Origin of the sequence: Bifidobacterium sp. SO1 (assembly GCF_018555335.1) — a bacterium.
In the GTDB taxonomy this organism is placed as follows: Bacteria; Actinomycetota; Actinomycetes; order Actinomycetales; family Bifidobacteriaceae; genus Bifidobacterium; species Bifidobacterium simiiventris.
In genome coordinates this window covers 1-19,976 of record NZ_JAFEJR010000023.1, presented here as the reverse complement: position 1 = coordinate 19,976, position 19,976 = coordinate 1, and the positions used below count along the sequence as shown (strand labels likewise).

12 protein-coding genes are annotated in these 19,976 nt (G+C 55.8%); all 12 read left to right on the top strand.

Annotated features, from left to right (window positions below; genetic code table 11):
* Positions 1–413: 413 nt before the first annotated feature.
* The 12 genes from JS541_RS13225 to JS541_RS13170 all read left to right on the top strand — a co-directional run bounded on the left by JS541_RS13225 (position 414) and on the right by JS541_RS13170 (position 19,709).
* Positions 414–866: a hypothetical protein gene (locus JS541_RS13225; protein ID WP_240539372.1), complete on the top strand. Its 453-nt coding sequence runs from the start codon at positions 414–416 to the stop codon at positions 864–866.
* Between the two features lie 118 nt (positions 867–984).
* Positions 985–1,899, top strand: coding sequence for a PD-(D/E)XK nuclease-like domain-containing protein (locus JS541_RS13220; RefSeq protein ID WP_214374964.1), 915 nt, complete (start codon positions 985–987; stop codon positions 1,897–1,899).
* Between the two features lie 25 nt (positions 1,900–1,924).
* Positions 1,925–2,227: a hypothetical protein gene (locus JS541_RS13215; protein WP_214374963.1), complete on the top strand. Its 303-nt coding sequence runs from the start codon at positions 1,925–1,927 to the stop codon at positions 2,225–2,227.
* A 155-nt stretch (positions 2,228–2,382) separates the two neighbouring features.
* Positions 2,383–3,402, top strand: a complete 1,020-nt coding sequence (locus JS541_RS13210; protein ID WP_240539371.1) for a hypothetical protein — start codon at positions 2,383–2,385, stop codon at positions 3,400–3,402.
* 359 nt (positions 3,403–3,761) lie between these two features.
* Positions 3,762–5,201 (top strand): hypothetical protein, encoded by a 1,440-nt coding sequence (locus JS541_RS13205; RefSeq protein WP_214374962.1) that lies wholly within the window; start codon positions 3,762–3,764, stop codon positions 5,199–5,201.
* Between the two features lie 107 nt (positions 5,202–5,308).
* Positions 5,309–6,139: a hypothetical protein gene (locus JS541_RS13200; protein WP_214374961.1), complete on the top strand. Its 831-nt coding sequence runs from the start codon at positions 5,309–5,311 to the stop codon at positions 6,137–6,139.
* 167 nt (positions 6,140–6,306) lie between these two features.
* On the top strand, positions 6,307–9,666 hold the full coding sequence (locus tag JS541_RS13195) for a hypothetical protein (protein WP_214374960.1): 3,360 nt from the start codon (positions 6,307–6,309) through the stop codon (positions 9,664–9,666).
* A 183-nt stretch (positions 9,667–9,849) separates the two neighbouring features.
* Entirely contained in the window at positions 9,850–12,210 is a 2,361-nt protein-coding gene (locus JS541_RS13190; RefSeq protein WP_214374959.1) for a SpaA isopeptide-forming pilin-related protein, read from the top strand.
* A gap of 91 nt (positions 12,211–12,301) precedes the next feature.
* A complete protein-coding gene (locus JS541_RS13185; RefSeq protein ID WP_214374958.1) occupies positions 12,302–13,186 on the top strand; it encodes a sortase in 885 nt (294 codons plus the stop codon).
* A gap of 179 nt (positions 13,187–13,365) precedes the next feature.
* The gene (locus tag JS541_RS13180) at positions 13,366–16,770 is read left to right on the top strand and encodes an FctA domain-containing protein (protein ID WP_214374957.1); all 3,405 of its coding nucleotides are present in this window, start codon (positions 13,366–13,368) and stop codon (positions 16,768–16,770) included.
* Between the two features lie 146 nt (positions 16,771–16,916).
* Complete coding sequence (locus tag JS541_RS13175; protein WP_214374956.1) at positions 16,917–18,293, top strand: choice-of-anchor A family protein; 1,377 nt, start codon at positions 16,917–16,919, stop codon at positions 18,291–18,293.
* A 63-nt stretch (positions 18,294–18,356) separates the two neighbouring features.
* Positions 18,357–19,709: a choice-of-anchor A family protein gene (locus JS541_RS13170; protein ID WP_214374955.1), complete on the top strand. Its 1,353-nt coding sequence runs from the start codon at positions 18,357–18,359 to the stop codon at positions 19,707–19,709.
* Positions 19,710–19,976 lie beyond the last annotated feature (267 nt).

Genomic DNA, 19,976 nt, shown 5'->3' with positions numbered 1-19,976 from the left:
GACAGGGAAGAGGTGAACCTGTCCTCTGCACGCGAGGCAAATACCAATTTTTGCACGTATGAGTAAAAACAGCGTGTCGCCTTATATTCCAACATGTTCAACTGACTGTTCTCACCTCGAAAAACAAAGTTTTGAACATGTCATATACTGAAAACGTCAAACAAAACGAAACAAGCCAAATGCAAAGGCGCTGATCGAGCGAAAGGAACGGGCATACACACATGTACCAGTTGTCGATCAAAAACCTCCGCAAACAGGCAAGACGCACGCAAAAGGAAGTCGCGGAAATCTGCGACGTAAGCCTGACCACATATCAGAAATGGGAGAAGAACCCAGCCGATATTCCTCACGGCCTCTACTTGCAGATCATCGACTTCTTGGAACGAGCGGTGCAGATACGAAAGGAAATGAACATGGCAAAGGACATGGGCAAGGTCAAGGTCGAATACCAGTCGATCGAAGATTCCGAGCGCGAGGCTCGAGAACATCCGTACACCGTTCCGATTCCGGAAGGTCTGACCGAGGAGTTCTTCCCGTCGAAGCCGGTCACCGATGAGCAGATGATGCGTTGGATGACCCGCCACATCGAACCGTATCCGGGATACGCCGACGAGGAAGCCGCTTGGGAGCGCGCATGGCAGGAGGTCGAGATCGCACAGCTCAAAGCGGATGGCGAACCGGTGTTGGAACTGGATCCGGTGCATGTCGATCCGGAGTTCGACCCGTCCACCGGCAAGCCGATCGTCTACGATGAGCCGCACATCGTGCAGAACCCTGACAACGGTGAGGCCGATCTGTTCATTGATACGGCTGATCTGACCGAGGATGAGCTGAAGCACGATGATTCGCAGGATTCGGAGAAGTGATCTCAGTTCGGAACCTCGCTTTCGCTGTCGCGGCGTTGGCGGGGTTCTTTTTTTATCCACACCATTTGTTAAACTGTTTGCGTCCACATAAAAGAGGTTGTTTTCAAAGGAGCACACCATGACAGCAAAACTCTACGACTACGACGATCCGGAATACTTCGCCCACCCGGCACTCGACCAAAGCCAGCTCAAGGCGTTCCTCCACAACCCCGCCGACTGGGGATACAACCGCCTCCAAGGCGACCACACCCCGACCCCGGCCATGAAATTCGGCACCGCATTCCACGCCTACCTCATGAACACCGCCACCGTCGTCAGCTTGGACGAAGGCGAAACCTTCCAGAAGAAAGCCAACCAGCAGTGGCGAGACGAACAGATCGCGGAGGGCAACATCGTCGTCACCTACCCGGACATGCAGAAGCTGCTTCGCATGAAGCGAAACATCGAACTCACCAGCCTTCAGGAAGGCATGCCCGACTACATCAGCTTGATCGAAAACGGCACCTGCGAACAGTGCATCATCTGGACCGACAAGGAAACCGGCTTGGAATTGAAGGCCAAGCCTGATCTGATCCCGACCGGCACCGATTACCTCGTTGATTTGAAGACAGCCCAAAGCGCCGACCGGAAGGACTTCGCCAAGGAAGTGCTCAACTACGGGTATCACATCCAAGCCGTGTTCTACCGTCAGGCCGTTTCCGAACTGCCCGCCCACATGTTCGACCGGTTGGCTAAGACTCCGAAGGCCATGCAGTTTTGGGTGTTCGAGAAGGACGAGGCGTGCGACTGGCAGCCGTTCATCATCGGCCCGAAGAACAAGGCGATCAACGAGAGCGCCGGTCAGAGCATTCGTCAGGCGTTGCTCGGCATCGCGGAAATGGTGAAACGAGGCGAGGACGCCGGTCTCGGCACGGGTGTCGACGCCGCCGCCCGGTGGGCGATCCGAACCGGCTACGACAAGCATCCGAAGGAGGTCGAGTTCAGCGATTGGCAGCTGATCGCCGCCGAAAACATGATCGGCCAAGCCGCCTAACCTCGTTCCTCTAAAGGAGCCGTCCTTGCAGAACAGCTTGGACGGCTCCTTCTTGCGCGCCGGTTTTCCCTCTCAAACCCCTCCCTCCCATTTTATTAGTTATTCTGGTTTTATTCACACACAAATTCAACCGGAGTCGGCGACGATGAACAACAGGATGCGGACACGAATCAGAATCCTACTCATCACAGGCGGATTCACAGCCAGTCTGGTACTGGGAATACTCATACCGGAACTCACACCGCTTCTCGTGGCCGGAGGCTTCACCATGCTCGCCATCCTCATCGACTCCATCTGCGACTCCGAACCAGACGAGGACAAATCTTGAAATTCATGGCATTCTTCTTCACCCACAAAAACAAAAACAGCACATGCCGCGAATGCGGGGCACCCATCACCCCAACCACCGGCAGCGGCATGGAACATCTCTGCTTCCGCTGCCTCGGCGTCTACCCGCACTTCACCCGATAGGATTCACCGACCTTGGCATCACGCAGAAAACTCAGCGTAGAACAGGAACGAGGCGGCTACTATCACACGTTCACCATTCCAATCGAATGGTGGAGCGGCACCGACACTCTGCAAACCGAAACATTACGGGCCAGACGACGCAAATGGCTTCGGGACTATGCGAAAGCCGAATGGAAAACCATGAAAAAAGAAGGCCGCGCATGGATGGTCGAACGGTTCGTCGCGTTGATCGTCGTCTCCTATCCCATTCCAGGCGACGTGTTCCCCGCTCGAGCCGCCGAAACCGTCAAACCGATCATCGACGGGGGATCAGACGCGAAACTCTGGCCCGACGACGACAGTGCGCACAGGTGCAGCACCGTATACATTCAATCCGCTGAAACCGCTCCATCCGAATACTACCGGCTTCAAGTGATCATCATCCCCGTCTCCGACAAGAATCCCCGCTATCAGATAGCAGGCGGACTCAGCAAGGAAATCATCAAGGAATGGGCTCAACAGGCTAACAAGCCCCTATGGTCGGATGGATACATGGTGTCGTTCACCGTCACAGACAAGCATTGGATCACCAGCAATTACACGGACAGTGATCTCGTAGCCCGACAGCGGGGCGCGAAACGCGCGGCGACATGGGGGATGGGACGATCGTTCGGCATTCGCGAACGGGTCGGCAAGGCGTTGGAGGACACAGCGCTCACCCAATGGAAGATGCAACCGTACTGCGGGTATGAGAAGTTCATCGTGATCGCCTGCGTCGCTTACCCGTACGGGGTTGACCGTGCCGATCCCGACAATGCGGCCGAAACCGTGAACTGCATTCTCAAATCCGGAATACGAGCCGGCGCATGGCATGATCTCACATCAAAACATTGCAAGGGCGTCGCGTTCATCCGACTGCCGAACCTGCGCATGGGAGGACGGCACGTGGTCAAACTCATGGTCATGCCGGTGCCCGACTCGTTTCAGATCGCGGCGGCGATCCCACAATCCGCATCGGATGCGTGGGCTGAGCATGATCGGAGACTGTTGTGACGTTACGGCAAGCGTTGACCCGTACCCTGATATCGGTTCTGGTCGCCGTGTTCGCCGTCATCTACATGGTGTTCTTCGTCCCATTGGACGGTTGGCTTACTCCACAAGAATCGTTGATCACGCTCGGCTGTCTGGCATTCTCCCTCATACTGTTCGTTTCGGCTTGGCTCCGGTTCCTCTGGCATTGGATCCGACGATCGAAACATCCCAGAAAACAGGCGGTCGAACCGGATGAGCGGAAAACGCCAGAAGTTCCGAAAAACAATCACCGGTTTTCCAATCCGAACGGGAATCCACGCTCCAGCTCAATACGCTAAAACCGTTAATTTTCGCCTTCCCCCAACGGAAAGGAGCCAGTGATGGCAGATATACCATGGGATCCGAAGAAACACTTGCGCGCCCCGAACGGCCAGTTCCGTAAGATGAACCTCAAGCCCGGCTGGTACGAGTATTCGGCCGGCGGGCAGATCAAAAAGTACTACATCAACGAGATGGGCCAAATGGAGTCCGGCAGCACGATTCTGCACATGAGCGCCCAAGGTTCGGTGTTCAACCAGTTGAAGCATTACGACACGATGTCCCGAATCCACCTGCTCGGCAACGACGAAGGAGAACAGTTCGCCATCGCCGCATCAGGCCAGTCCACTTTCGGCGTCATCAACCACGACAAGGGCGCTCCGCCGGAAACGTTCTCGTTCAACCGTGGACACGACTTCCAGCCGGTCAGCGACAAGCTGCTTGAAGGCGAAACCTCCTTCGGCGGCCGCGCCGCGCAAACCTCCGGCCGCAAGGACGGCAAAACCTACGGGGTGGTGAACGCGCAATTGGCGGAAAAAGTCAATGAGAGCGCGTTCAACAGTCCCGACGCGAAGGTATACACCGCCAATCCGGAGGATTTCGCCGAAGCGGTAGTCAAAGCACGTCACGAATGCGTGAAGCTCGGCATGAGCGAATCCCAAGCCCGTAAAGCTGACGTGTACGTGTATGCCGACAAGAAAGGCAATCTGAAGGTCATCTCGGCATGGTATCGCGGCAGCGACGGAAAACTCAAAAAGCGCAAGTCCCCAAACACTCATGGCGGCTCCCCGTCCGTCATGCTGCCCGGCGATGAAGTCACCCGTATGACCCGAGCCATGCAGCAGGAAGGACTTACCGACGTCCAGTATTCGATCGCGGCCGGCACGTCCGACCCGTACGGCCGTTCACCGCGTCAGAACGCATTGCATTTCCGCAAGGAATACTATGAGAACCCGTCCAGCGGCGACCGTCAGACCATGTGGGGCACGATCGAACGCACGAATTACGGAACCATTTGGGATGATCCGAACGATCACCGTCCTGACGCGGAGAAACGCAAGGAGATCCGCAAGGTCAATGAACGTTCCGCCAGCCGCTTCTACGAACCTGTGGACACGACCGGCGCGGCAAGACTGCTTCGCAGGAAGAACGGCGACCCGTACGGGTACAACGTCGAAGACATCGCCATGTACAAGCCGACCGACAAGGATGATCCACGCCGGTTCACATGGGAGGATCAGGATCAGAGCATCAAGTTCGAATGCGATGGTCACGGCAACAAGATCGGTTTGGCGGATGAGGATTCCTTCCGTAACGCAATCTCCCGAGCCGACAGCAAGTTCCCATTGGATTGGGTGTCTTCCCTGAAGAAACGAAACGCGCCTCTTGCCGGCAAGGACGGGAAGAAGCTTTACGGGTGCTTCGACATGACCCTTGAGAATCCGAAGACCGGTTCCCGCCAGACGAGAATCTATGATGCGTTGGGGCATCGTCTCGCCTGATCTACCGATGTCCTGACAAAACCGGCGGTTGGTTTCCCTAATCGCCGGTTTTTGTTATACTGATAGCGTCCACATAAACAAGGTTTGGAAAGGACCACCAACACATCATGACCATCCCCCAGTTCGAAACCCGCATGCGCGGCTACGACATCCAGCAGGTAGACGATTGCATCACCCAGCTGCAGGGCAAGAACCAGCAGCTCGTCGAACAGTACAACAAGCTCGTCAACGACAGCAACCAGAAGATCAACGGACTCAACCAGACGTTGAAGCAGGTGTCCGAAATCCGTGAATCCAGTGAGGAAAAGCTTAAGGCCGCGGACGAAACCCGACACCAGTTGGAGGCGGACAACAAGAGCCTCAAAGAGCAGATCGCCGAACTTCAGGTCAAGATGAACACCGCCAGCAAGCGTTCGTCCGCGTGGGAAACCGGCCAGCAGATCGTGGAACTCGCCGAAAAGACCAAGGCCGATCTCATCGCCCAGGCGACCGAACAGGCCAACGACCTGCGCGACACGAGCCGCAAGCAGGCCGAGGAGCTGATGCAGAACACGAAGGACGCCGCCGCCCAGCATTTAGAGGAGGCACAGGAGAAGGCGAAGCGCATCCTCGCTGAGGCGAACAGTCAGGCCGCCAGCATTCGGGCCGCCGCATCCGCATACGCGCAGAAGCAGGACGAGATCGCCCGCAAGGCCATCGGCATGCAGGACAACGTGCGCGAACAGTTGAAGCAGGCGATCAGCAGCGTCGAAGATCTAGTCGACCGTAAGCCGGAGCATGCTACTGCGGGGATCGCCAACCCCGAGCATCCGTCCATGTATCGCACGCCCGTCGAACAGAAGGTGAAGGCCCAGCCGGAGTCCACGTCGGATTCCAAGACCCCGGATGAGGGGAGCGACGAAACCCAGTTGATTCCCGTGGTCAAGCGGAACAACTGACCGAAGGTTTTCTCTTACGGCCGCGCATCCCTCGTAAAAAAACGGGTAGGCGCGGCCTTCCCATGTTTTTGGGAAAATAAACCGGGATTTTTCAAACCGAATCAAGACCATTTCAAAACATGGTTAGCGTGGAGACTGTTTGATCAGACAGCAAGGAGACTCCACCTATGACCAACAGTACAGGGAAGAAGACAGGCATCGACACGTTGAACCGTATCGGCACGGCCGGATTGGCGGCCACATTGAGCTTGGCGACCATGGGAGGCGCGACCATCACCGCGAACGCGGTCACCCCCGACGGCGACAAGAACACGCCAAGCGCCAAAACCGTGGAAAATTCAACCACCTCCTATATAGCGACAGTCGGCTCCAAGACCGTCACACTCGAAAAGAACGAAAACAACACCTACACCGGAAGCATTGACGACTATGAAGGCATCCCCAAGGATGCTGTCGTCTACGCCAACAACACCACCGGCAATCCGGTCGCCACGTTGAAAATGGTCAACAAGCCAGCGGACGACGACAAGAACATGACCGGCATAGTCATCAAATCCGGAACCGCGCTCTACGCAGGCACCCATACGGCGGATGACGGCACCCAAACCAACTTCACCCTCACCGTCAACTACAAGCAGACCTACGGCAGCGAAGTCACCGTCAAAGACGGAAGCAAAAACGTGAGCTTCGACCACGGCAAGGCGGAACTGTCCGACATCACGTTGGACAACGACGACAACCCGGCAGCCAACAAAGTCACGTTGAGCAACGGTCAGACGTTCGACATCACTTGGGACAAGGACACGTCCACCCGATACGTGAACGACCACACCGAAACCTACAAGAACGGCGTCGCCACCGGCGTCGTCAACCTTCCAGACGGACTACAAGGCGACGGGTGGAAGGTCACCGTCACTTTGAAAGCCGTCCGATCCGACACGTGGACGACCATCGTCAACGGCAAGACCCTCAGCTTCACGACCGAACAGAACGGCTCCCAACAGTTGTCCGTCGACAAGATCGACAGCCTGCCACCGGAAACCCTGACCGTGACCGGCACCAACGGGAAGAAGATCACGTTGAACCGTGATCTGACAGCCATGCAGGCCGTGAAAACCGATTTCATCGGCCAAGTCCACGTGTACGGCACCGCAACCTACCGGCGTGATGCCGAAGGGAAAACCCCATCGTTCAACGTGACCATCCCCTACGACTACGTGTCCAGTCAGACCATCAGCCTCAGCGGCGGATTGTCCGGCAACGTGGACAAGAAGGACGGGGATGCTTGGACCGCAGACATTCCACAGCAGAAACTCGACAATGACGGCACCGTCCCGTTCAACGACATCACTCTGTCCACCGGCGACAAGCTCAAAGTTGATTGGAGCAAGCTCACGGCCGACAGTTCCACCGGCAAAACCATCATCTCCACCACCGGCGTCGCATCCGGCACTGTCGTCGTTACCGATCCGGCCAGCAAGAAGCAGGCGTCCTATCCTGTCAAGTTCACCGTCACGGCGGCGCGTCAGGACACGTGGAAGGCATCGTTCAACGGCAAATCCTATGATCTGACCACCAACAAGGACGGTTCCCAAACGTTGACGGCCGACCCGTTGACCGTCTACCCGGACACGCAATCCTCCTATACAGGAAGCAACGGACTGACCGGCAAGCTCGATCTCACGACAAGCAACCTCGATGCGAAGGACACCGGCACGTTGGGCAAAGCCGAATTCTCCGGCATCGGCCACTACCAGCAGGACGCCAAAGGCGATCTCACCAACGGCGGCACCCCATCGTTCGACCTCAACGCGAAGTTCGACTACACGCTCGGCAATGAGATCAAACTGAAAACCACGAAGGGCGAAACCTCGTTCGAGAAAACCACCGACGATCAGGGCAACACCGTGTACAAGGCGACCGCGCCGAACGCGACCCTCACCACGAAAAACCAGCCGGTAGACGCCGACGGCAACCCCGTGACCAGTGTGAAACTCTCCGACGGGGAAGTCAATATCACATGGGACAAGCAGCCCACCGTCGTGGACAAGCAGACCGACACGGGAACCGTGAAATTCGTGACCCTGCACGGCGTCGCCACCGGTGAGGCGACCATCACCGATCCGAACACCAAGCAGACCATCCTCCAAAAGTACACGATCGAAGTAAGCGCCGACCGAACCCAAGACACGAGCTTCAGCAAACTGTTCATCGAACAAACCACGCCGAAAGGGGAGAAGAAGACCATCGACTTGGACGGGTTCACCCCGGACAAGCACGAGTACACGATCACCCTGCCCAACACGGCAGTCGGCGACTCCTATTCGCTCGCCACCACCAACGGCGTGGACGCCACCGTCAGCAAGCAGAACCTCACGCTCGGAGACGATGCCAGCCGAATCATGAAGATCACCGTGAACAACGTCGAATACACCGTTCACGTGAACTTCGAACCGGCCGACATCAAAGCTGACTCCCCAGCCAAGCTCACCGGCATCTATGTGAACATGAGCGGCAAGCATGAGCAGGGAACGCTGATCGACAATTGGAATCCGAACCGGTTGGATTACGTGGTCGCGTTGAACGATACGACCACCAGCCCGTATATTCTGCCGGTCGCCCCGGAAGGCGTGACCATCAAGGCCGGCAACGTCACCCAATCTGCCCAATCCTCCCGTCAGGAGTGGACGGTTATCGATGATGCGACCGGTGCGAGCCGCGTGTATTCCGTGACCGTGACCCGACCGGTCAAAACCGCCGTCACCGAGTTCACGCCGAACGAGCCGGTCAAACAGGAGCAGACCGTCACCCCGGACAGTCAGCAGGACACGAACCTCGCCTCTCACGGGTACATCGACAAGAACGGCAAATACGTGAAGGTCGACAAGGATTCGTATGAAATCCCCGAAGGCGGTACCTTCTCCTATGAGGCGAAAGCTAACCAGTCCGCGTCCGTGTCCATCAACAACGTCGGCATGGCCTACACGTACACGGTCAACGTGCTCGCGCCGGACGGCATGACGTTCGGCCAGCACAAGTACACCGTCACGTACATCACCACAGACACGCATAAGGCGGAACTGACCGGCATCGTCGTGGACGGCAAGAAAGTGGACGGGTTCAAACCCGACAAGCTTGAATACAAGGTGTCCGTCAACGATCCGGATCAGTGGACCATCGTTCCCCAATACGACAAGACCACCGGCATGGGCGTCACCGTCACGAAGAACGGCAGCAATGCGACGATCACCGTCACTTCCGGCGACAATCTGAAAAAAACCACATACAAAATTCAAGTCGTCAAGAAACTCCTCGGCGGCAATGGCAATGTGGGAGTCGGAGGTTTGGCCGAAACCGGCAGCAACGTCATGATCCTCGCCGTTTCGATCATCGTCTGCGCCGTCATCGGCGGACTCGCCTACATGGCGAGCCGAATGGCATGGCGTAAGGAACACAAGCCGGAAGGACGACACTCCGAAAACCAGCCGGAGGAAACCCTGGACAAGGAACCGGAACCCCGGCAATAACAGAAGACTTCCCCCACAGTCACCGACCGTGAGGGAACACAGAGGGGAACAGGCCGAATGGAACCCTCCTGCAAAAGATTCCAACCACCAACCTGTTCCCCTCATCCAAAACTTAACACCACCAACAACAAATGAAAATCCAATCAGACCGGCAAGGGTCTGATGTTAGAGAAGGAAGAACAAATGGATAGTAAGAAATCCGTTCTCCTGCGAGGACTGACAGCCACCGCAGTCAGCCTCGCCATGCTCGGAGCATTCGCCATGGCGGGAACCACCGCCAACGCGGCGGATGATTACACGATCACCATCCACGCCGCCTCCGCCGACAGGGGTGGCTCGTATACTCTTGCCGGCCGAAAGTTCACCGCCTATAAGCTGGCCGACTATGTGGATGGCACCTACGTGTCCATCGGCAGTCAGGACAAGGCAGCCGGTCAGAAGCTCGACGGCGTGTCCGTTGACACTCCGACAGCGATCCGCGCCGATCTGAACCGTGTCCTTGCCAAGACCACCGGGGTCACCGACGTGACCAAGCTGCCCGGCTGGGCCGAAAGCGGCAAGGACCCGATCAGTTGGATGGGCGGTTTCAAGCAGGATAAGAAGGATGCCACCCACACCGGAAACAATCAGGCTTCCGGAAGCTTCGGTTTCGGCTGGAACGAATCCGGTCCGCAGGGCAACGGCAACATTTCACCTGATAAGGCGTACACGGGTAGCGTGCGCGAGTTCGCCGACAATCTCGTCAAGGATGCGGCCGCATTGGCTAAGGTGAAAACCCAGCCGAGCGTTTCCGTTGACTGCAAGGTCGCAGACACTTGCGTGGTTCCGTTGACCGCGACCCAAGGATCCGGCATCTACCTGATCCTCGACTCAGGCAGTACTACCGAATGGAAGAAGGGCGAAGTCACCTACACGACCGGCACCACGCAACCGATGATCGTCCCCACCAAGGCCGATACGGCAGACCTCGCCACCGTCGACGGTTACAAGCCATCAGATCCGGCGAATCTCGGCACCACCGGCAAGCTCGGTGAAATCACCGTGAAGAACGTCGCAGATCAGGAAGTCCTCCCAACCAACCCGCCGAACGGCGATCAGGACAATCCGCCGTCCCCGAAGCAGCGTGACGAAAACCAGACCACCGGTAAGGATGCCTCCGACAACGCCAGTGATCTCGGCGACACCATCCCCTACGTCGTCAACTATCGCGTCCCGGATCTGAGCGCCTACCGTAACGCCAAGGACAATGGCCGCGCATGGACCTACCTGTACCGGATCATCGATAACACCGCCAACGGTTTGAAGATCACCGGCACACCGACCGTCAAACTGTATCCGGCTGGCGTGACCCTGTACGATGCGAACGGCAAGGCCCTTCCTGAAGACAAGATCGTTGACTCGAAGGGGCAGAAGGTCACTCCGACCGTCATCACACCGACTCAGGAAACCACCGAACCGGCCATGCCAACATCGGACGCTCAGGCTTCCGCCACCGGTCAGACCACCGAAACCCATGACGCATGGTATTCGCTGACCAACGATGCGAACGATCACAGCCGTCTCGTCATCGGACTTGGCAAGTGGCTCGTCAACAACTACGGTGATCTCGCGTTGAACGACAAGACCAAGACCCTGTACGGCTCCCAGATCCAGATCCGATACAACGCGACTGTCACCAGCAAGATCCTCGCCAACGGCAACAAGACCAACAACGCTAACTGGCTCAACTACTCCGATAAGCCGAGCGACGTGACCAGCGCCAGCAGCCACGACACCCCGCACGTCACCGTCAAGCAGTGGACGTACGACATCGACCTGCACAAGCGTTCCTCCACCAGCACCAATGTCGGGTTGGAGGATGCGAAGTTCACGCTCACCGTCAAGGACAACAAGAACACCGCCGATGCCAAGAAGAACGGCACCGTGTTGAAGTTCGTGTCCGCCAGTCAAACCAAGGGCGATTACCGTCTCGCCGTCACCGGTGAAACCGGTAGCACCGAACTCGTCACCGGAAAGGATGGTCTGCTGCGTCTTCGTGGCTTGGATCTCGGCACCTACACGCTGACGGAAACCGAACCGCCGACTCACTATCAGAAGTTGACTCAAAGCGAGGACGTGACCATCTCCGCCGTGTTCGAGGACACTCCGGGCGACTATGTGATCCCGAACTATCAGACCGAGCTCAAGTACACGATCAGCCAGAACAACCGTATTCCGGTTTGGAACCAGCCGATGTTCAACTTCGCGACAGTAGCCAACAAGGCTCCGGCAGGTCTGACCATCAATGGCAACACCGCCACTTGGGGTCAGAAGGATCAGTCCGGCAAGTGGTATGCGGACGACAAGACCAACGTCGTCGCCTCCGACCTGACCTTGTGGAACCGGCCAATCAACGTGATGCTCGCCAAGACCGGCGGGTACGTCGGCATCACCATGATCAGCATCGTCGGCACGCTGCTCGTGCTGATCGGCGCGGCTTCGATGATCCGCAAGCGTCACGACACCAAGCCGGAAAACGATCTGTTCGCCGGTCTGGCAAAGTGACCAATCTGAGGAGATAAGGGAACAGTAGAGAATGAGATCGGCTGCGACAGTCGCATCAGACTATTGTGGCAACGCCACATGGGATATGATCATGACCATTCCCAAATGGCGTGTCACCAGATTCGTCGAACGACTGTCCACAACCGGTCTCATTCTCGTTATTCTGGGGACACTCCTGTTAAGTTGGCCTACGGCGCTCATGCTCATGGACAAGCCGACACGGGTTTCCAGAACAGCCGAAAACACCGTCAGTCAGAACGATCAAACACAACTCGAACGAGCCGCCGAATATGATCGGAACATTCTGACGGACGGCCAAGTCGTCATGGGGGAAGCCGTGGATCCGTTCAGTGGAAACGAACAACCCGCCTATGATTCCGACAGTGAATATCAACGCCAGCTGGGAACCGGAGCTAACATGGCCGTTATCCGGATTCCATCCATCAGCGTCAACATGGCGATCGGACACGGCACCGGAGAGACCACGTTGGAAACCCAAGCCGGACACGTATACGGAACCACACTACCGGTAGGCGATCCCGGAAACAGTGTCATCGCAGCTCATCGAGGATTGGGATTACGCTACCTGTTCTACCGTCTTGGAGAACTCGACTTAGGAAGCATGATCTACACTGATGCGGCAGGGAAAACCGTCGCCTGGCAGGTGGACAAGATCAGTCGCGTGGAGCCCGGTTCCGACGCCGAAAACAAAGCCATCCAAGCTGATCCGCATCACACGTATCTCACGTTGTACACGTGCGATCCACCGGGATTGAACACCAGACGTTTGATCATCCGAGCGCATCGCATCCCATACCATGATGTGCAATGGGTGGAAACGGCGATGGCCGATCCGAAGAAAATACTGTACTACAGCACAGGCGTCGCATTGGCGATGATGACGGTCATGCTGATCTTCAGCCCCCGTCGTCCGGTCATGCGACATGCCGCATCGGATGCGCGCACAACCCGGTGATGCGCAAAAACGTTTCCTCGTCTCCTCGAAAAACCCTTCTCACACATAGAAAACCATCAGCTTTCTGCATTCGACCATAAAACCCATGATCCACATGGATACGTTGGAACAGTTGAACAAGATCATCCAAAAAACGATCTCGTTCGGAAGAAAGCAGAAGAAACCATAGGGGATCGAGCATGACAGGAAAAAAGCCTTTCAACCTCAAGACACAACCAATCCGGTTGATGCTCATCGTGTTCTCCGCGATCATAGCCGCCATCACCATCATCGCGGTCATGTTCGGCTCAACCCAAGGACACGAAGAGCCGATCGCACTCAACGACACTCCAATCAAACAAGTCGCGGATCATCAGAAACCCGGCGTTTACAATGCGGCCAACGGGAAAAAGCTCACCGATCTAACGGCAGCCGACGGGGACTCCGTTTATGATGCGATCACACTGACTTCGAACAGCAAGCTTTACAAGCTGAAGGTCAGCGGATTGACCGCACGATTGAACTTCAAACCTGATGGGGGAGGAAACGCTTTGCACGCGGATCAAACCGTTCCTGATCTCGTCATCCCGAAAAACGGTTCCGCATCCGTGAACTCTCCGAACTTCAGTCCGGCAAACTTCGGATTCACGAACGGCAAGTGGAAAGCCGGAACCTACTATTTCGACATCATCACCACCGACAAAACCAAGTGGACGAACGCGGATGATGGGACAGCCGCGCAGATGAGCGTCGACCTGAATCTGATGGGCGAAGGCGTCGCCTCGGAAACGTTCACCGTCAAACCGGCTCCGATCACTGTCGGATACAAAGCCAAGAAGGTGTGGAACAAAGGCACCAACAAGGCTAATATCACCGACTTCAAAGTCAACTTCTATCTGAAGGGCAACGGCACCGGTGACGTGAAGGAAACCAAGAACTTCGACGCGAACGGTAACGTCACGTTCGCCTATACGGACACGTTCACCGCCGATGACATCGGCAAGACGTTCAACCGTAGCGCGAAAGAGGTCGATACCGGTTTGCCGGGCGTCCAATACGACACCGATGTTCAAATGTATTCCGTGACGATCAGCAACGATCACGGTGTGCTGAAAGCTACAATGACCCCTTCGGATGCGACCGTCACGTTCACGAACGATAACGTCGTCAACGATGCGTCCGCGACGATCACCGCGTCGAAGAGTTTCATCGGAGCGCAAACCTCCACGACGAAGATCACCGACTTCGAGTTCAAACTGTATGACAGCAACGACAAAGTGTTGCAAACAACGCATCCAGCCGAGAACGGTAAGGTCACGTTCCAGCCGATCAAGTATACGGCTGCAGACATGGGCGGAGCCTTGACGAAGCAGTTTAAGTACTATGTGATGGAAACCAAGGGTACTGCGGATAATGGTATTACCTATGACACGCATAAGGCCGGATATGTGGTGACCGTCACGGATAACCGGGATGGTACGTTGACAGCTGTGGCGAAGTCCGATGGTTCGAGCAGTACCACCTTCGTCAACCGGTATCGGCCGATCCATGATCGAACGGCTACCGTGTTGAAGGTGAAGAAGGTGTTCCAGAACGCCGATCGTTCGAACGCGAAGATCACCGACTTCCAGTTCCAGCTAAGGGAAACCACTGATGGCAAGAATGCTCTGAAGGAAACAAAGAACGCCGATGCTAATGGGAATGTGGCTTTTAAGACCATTAGTTATCCTGACAGCGCTTTGGTTGATGCGGATGGTAACCGGGTCAAGTCCAAGACGTTCACCTACACAGTCAACGAAGTCCAACAGACAGCAGGAGGCGTCACCTACGACAAGACCGTAAAAAACTTCTCCGTCACCGTAACCGACGACGGGCAAGGAAACCTGAACGCCGTCACCACGCCGAATCCGGACACCGCCACGCCGACGTTCACGAACACGTACACTCCAGCCCCGGTCGAAGTTACCTTCGGAGCAAAGAAAGTGTTCACCAACGCGGCAATGAGCACCACACCAATCACATCGTTCGAATTCAAACTTTACGATGCGAACGGAACCGTCCTGCAAACCGCTCATCCGGCAGAAGACGGAACCATCGGCTTCCAGCCGATCCAGTACACGATGGCAGACATGGGCACAGCCAAGTCGAAGACATGGAACTATACGGTCAAGGAAACCGCTGGCAATGCGCCCGGCGTCACCTACGACACTCACACGGCGAAATACAGTGTGACTGTCACCGATCCGGGTGACGGTCAGCTCGTAGCCACCCAATCAAGCACCGACGCGGATACGACGTTCACGAACACGTATAAGCCGAAGGACGCTTCCGTCACGTTGAAAGCCAAGAAAACGTTCGAAAACGCGAACATGAGCGGCGTGAAGATCACAGACTTCGAATTCGTGTTGACCGACGATACGGGCAAGACCCTGCAGACGAAGCATCCGGCTGCTAGCGGTCTCGTCACGTTCGATCCGATCAAGTACACGCAGGCTGAGCTCGCCGGAGCCAAGTCGAAGACCTTCGCCTACAAGGTGAAGGAAACCCAAGGCAACGCCGGAGGCGTCACCTATGATACGAGCGTGAAAACCTATACGGTGACCGTCACCGACAACGGGCAAGGCGCGTTGAACATCACCACAACCCCGAACCCGGATACGGCCACCCCGTCGTTCAAGAACAGTTTCACTGTTTCCCCCGCCCACGTGACTCCTAAAGCCACCAAGGTGTTCGAAAACAAGGATCTGTCCAAGACCGATATCACCACGTTCGAATTCAGCCTATACTCGGGCGACAAGGCGCAAGGCACCGCGTTGCAAACCGCGCACCCGGCTGCGGATGGTTCCATCACGTTCCAACAGTTGAACTATACGATGGTTGATCTCGGAGGCAGGAACACGCTCGACAAGACGTATAGTATCAAGGAAACCAAGGGCAAGGCCGGAGGCGTCACCTATACGGATAAGATCGGCGTGTTCACCGTCCACTTGGTCAACAACATGGATGGTACGATGAGCGCGACACTCACCCAGCCGACGGGACAGAACATGACGTTCACGAACGAATATCATGCGACCCCAACCTCATTCACGCCGTCAGCCGTCAAATCCTATACGTTCGGCGGGAACAAGGTCGTCATGACCGACAACATGTTCCAATTCGAATTGAAGGATGACAAGGGCAAACTGTTGGAGACAGTAGGCAACAAGGCGGATGGTTCCATCACGTTCTCCAAGCTCGACTATACGAAGGCGGGAACCTACTCGTATACGATCACGGAGAAGGCCGGTGATGATAAGCGTATCCAATACGATCCGTCGAAGCATACGCTGACCGTCACCGTCACCGATGATGGTTTTGGTAAACTGTCCGCCACGGCGAAATACGATAACACCACTACGAAGCCCACGTTCAATAACGGAACTCGTTCCGCAGTGAGCATGCCGTTGACCGGCTCCTACGTGGATACGGGCACGTTGACTCGTAGCGTGTTCACCGCCATGTCGATCGGCGTGCTGATCACGGGTGGTATTATCCTGCTGAGTCGTCGTCGTGAGATGCGCAAGTCGGATGCAAATGGTCGGAAGCGTCATGGACGTGGATGATCGTCGGTAGTCTGACGGTATAGGGGTGTGGCGGGCATGTAGGGTGTCCGTCACACCCCTTTTTTCTGTATTGTTCTCTCAAACCATGGGAGCTTCTATACGACGATTACCCGTTCGACTATGAAAGACCAACTCAAAGACCTACCGTGGAAAACACGGTCAACGATCACTCCCCAGAAAAAGGAAGACACCATGATCAGAACAAAAACCAAACTGCAGGCAGCTGCGATCACACTGCTTGCCGCATTAATCATCACCCCCCCCCCGCATATGGTGACAATTCCAAAGGATGCATCACCGCCTCGGTAAACGCAACGGAAGACCCAGCCGTCAGCATCTACACCGGAGGAAACCTCACCATCAACGGACTCGCCGAAAGCGAAGGCAGTATGGTCGTGGACGGGAATGTAACCGGAGCTCTCAACGGCTTGGCTGGCAAAGTCATGTGGGGGATGGGATATAATCCACCCGCCAATGCGACAATGCTTGCCGTCGGAGGCAAAATCTCCACCAAAGCGGACGCTTGGACCAGCGGTAACGTTCGAGTCGGAGGAACCGCATCCAACCAATTGTTCATCGCCAACGAAGCCAACATGCGGGCTTTCCTCAAACGGCAAGGATACAATCCCGACGCCGACGCCGGTGGAATGACCTATTTGGAGTCGTACATGCGGTTCGCGTATGCGGGGCAGAAGAACGCGAAAATCCTCCAAAACCTTGGTAAAACAAACGCGTTGAAAGTAGACATGGATGGGGACGGCACGTTGGAATCCGATTTCAACAATCACGTCACCAAGAATCTCATTCCCCTCTCGGACAAGCTGAATTCGATGCAGGCAACCGGAACCATCACCTATGAGAAAGCCCCGGATGTCGCCAACTACGGGTTCGAATCAATCAGAGGCAACCAGTGGATGACCATCACCGGGGAAGGACGCATCGTATTCACCGGCGACAATCAGAAGCATGCGCAAGTGTTTCGCTTGGATTTGAACGCTTTGGACGCGGCAAGAAACACACTCAAAAATGTGCAATGGTCATTGGATTTCCGGAACATTCCAACCGGACAAGCCATCGTCATCAACGTCACCGGGAAAACATCCTATAATTGGGTGCCCGGTTGGCGAGTCTGGGTCAACGGCGTGGATCACACATCCAAGGTCAACGGGAACGGAGCCGATCTCAACCGGTTCAAAGACATCGCAAGCCGTATCATGTGGAATTTCCCGAACATGACAAACCTCACGCTTTCGGGCGCTCACTATACGGCGGTGAAAGGCAATAGCGGCTGGGCGAACACAGGTATCGATCAGACCACAAAAACCAGTAAAGGCGTGTTGTTCCCCGGTAGCATCCTCATTCCACGAGGCAGTTTCTCGGATATCGCGGATACGAACGGGAGACTCCTGATCGGCAAGAACCTCACGCTCACCATTTGGGAGCATCACAACATCGCGTGGACGGGTTTCGATGAACCTCAGTGTTTCGCGGTGAACGGTGCGACGAAGGCGAACATCGCCTAGTTTTCTTTCTCAACAAGAATCATGGTTCCTTGGATCGTATTGTGAGAAACGTCAGCTTCAGTTTTGCACGTTAAGGATTCGAGGAACCATGACCATCACAATGAAAAGAACAGCCATCGTGATATCCACGTTATTGGCTTTAACCATCACCCCCCCCCCAGCGCGTTAGCGAGTGATTCAACTGGTTGCATCACCGCCGCCGTCCAAGCCATCGAAGATCCAGCCGTCAGCGTGTACGCGGGTGGAAACATGAAAATCAACGGACTATGGGAGTCCGAAGGGTCGATGATCATCGGCGGCAACCTCGTCAACGAGGGTGGAATCTCCCTAGCCGGAAAAGTCATGTGGGGGATGGGATATCAGCCGCCGGCGAATGCGACCATGCTCGCAGTTGGAGGGAACATCACCTCAGCCGTCGACTCGTTCGCCAGCGGTAATATCCGGGTCGGCGGAACCGTGACCGGGAACCTGCAATTGGCGAATGAGAAAACCATTCGCGCTCTACTGGTCAAATGGGGGATCAACCCTGATGCCTCGTCCGATGGTGGCATGACCCCATTGCAAAGCTACATGCGATGGGCGTATGAGAATCAGAAAAACGCGAAGACCCTCACCAAACTCGGTAAAACCAATGCTCTCAAAGTCGACATGGACGGTGATGGAACATTGGAATCCGATTTCAACGATCACGTGAACAAAAGCCTCAAACCCTTATCCAATCAACTACGAGCGACACCGACGACAGGTCGGATCACCTATGAGAAAGCGCCGGACATCCCCAACTATGGTTTCGTCTCCATGGCGGCCGGCGAACAATATATGAGCATCACCAAGGAAGGGAAAATCGTCTTCACCGGAGACGGACAGAAACACCGGCAAGTGTTCAACTTGAACACGACCGAATTGGATGCGGCAAAAACCCGGTTGGGTGTCAGACAATGGTCGTTGGACTTCGAAAACATTCCGGACGGTCAGGCTATCGTCGTGAACGTCACCACACCGGACTCATACGCGTGGATTCCCGGTTGGCGGATTTGGATCAACGGCGTCAACCGGACAACCTACGTGAACTCGTCAGGAGACAGTCTGAACCGTTACCGTGACGCCGCCTCCCGCATCATGTGGAATTTCCCGAACACCAAGAATCTCACGCTCAAAAACGCCTACTATGATGCGGTCAAAGGAAGCACCAGTGGTCTGGACCAGCAGGAGAAATCCAGTAGCGGTGTCCTCTTCCCCGGTAGTATTCTCCTCCCGAACGGGAAGCTGACCGTGTTCGCGGATACGAACGGACGCTTGTTGGTCGGCGGTGATATGGAGTGGAAGGTGTGGGAGCATCATAATCTCGCATGGATCGGGTTTGACGAACCGCAATGCTTCGCGATCTCCGGCCGGACGGCCGCATTGTTACGCTGATTTACCATTCGAAAGCTCTTTGTTGGAAGGTTCTCTCTACTCTAGAAAAGAGCAGAACGAACCTTCCAATAAGGAGCAAAGCAATATGATCAAATCATCAACCAAGAGGGAGTTGACAGTCTTCGCCCTTCTCGCCGCATTGGCGGGTTCCAGTGATCGTTGCAACGCCTGATGATCCGAGAGGAGAGATCAGGTGGGCAAGTGGGTGTTCGACGGTGTCAAGTACGCGACCCGGAGCCTGATGTGCGAGGCGCGCCGCGAGCGGTA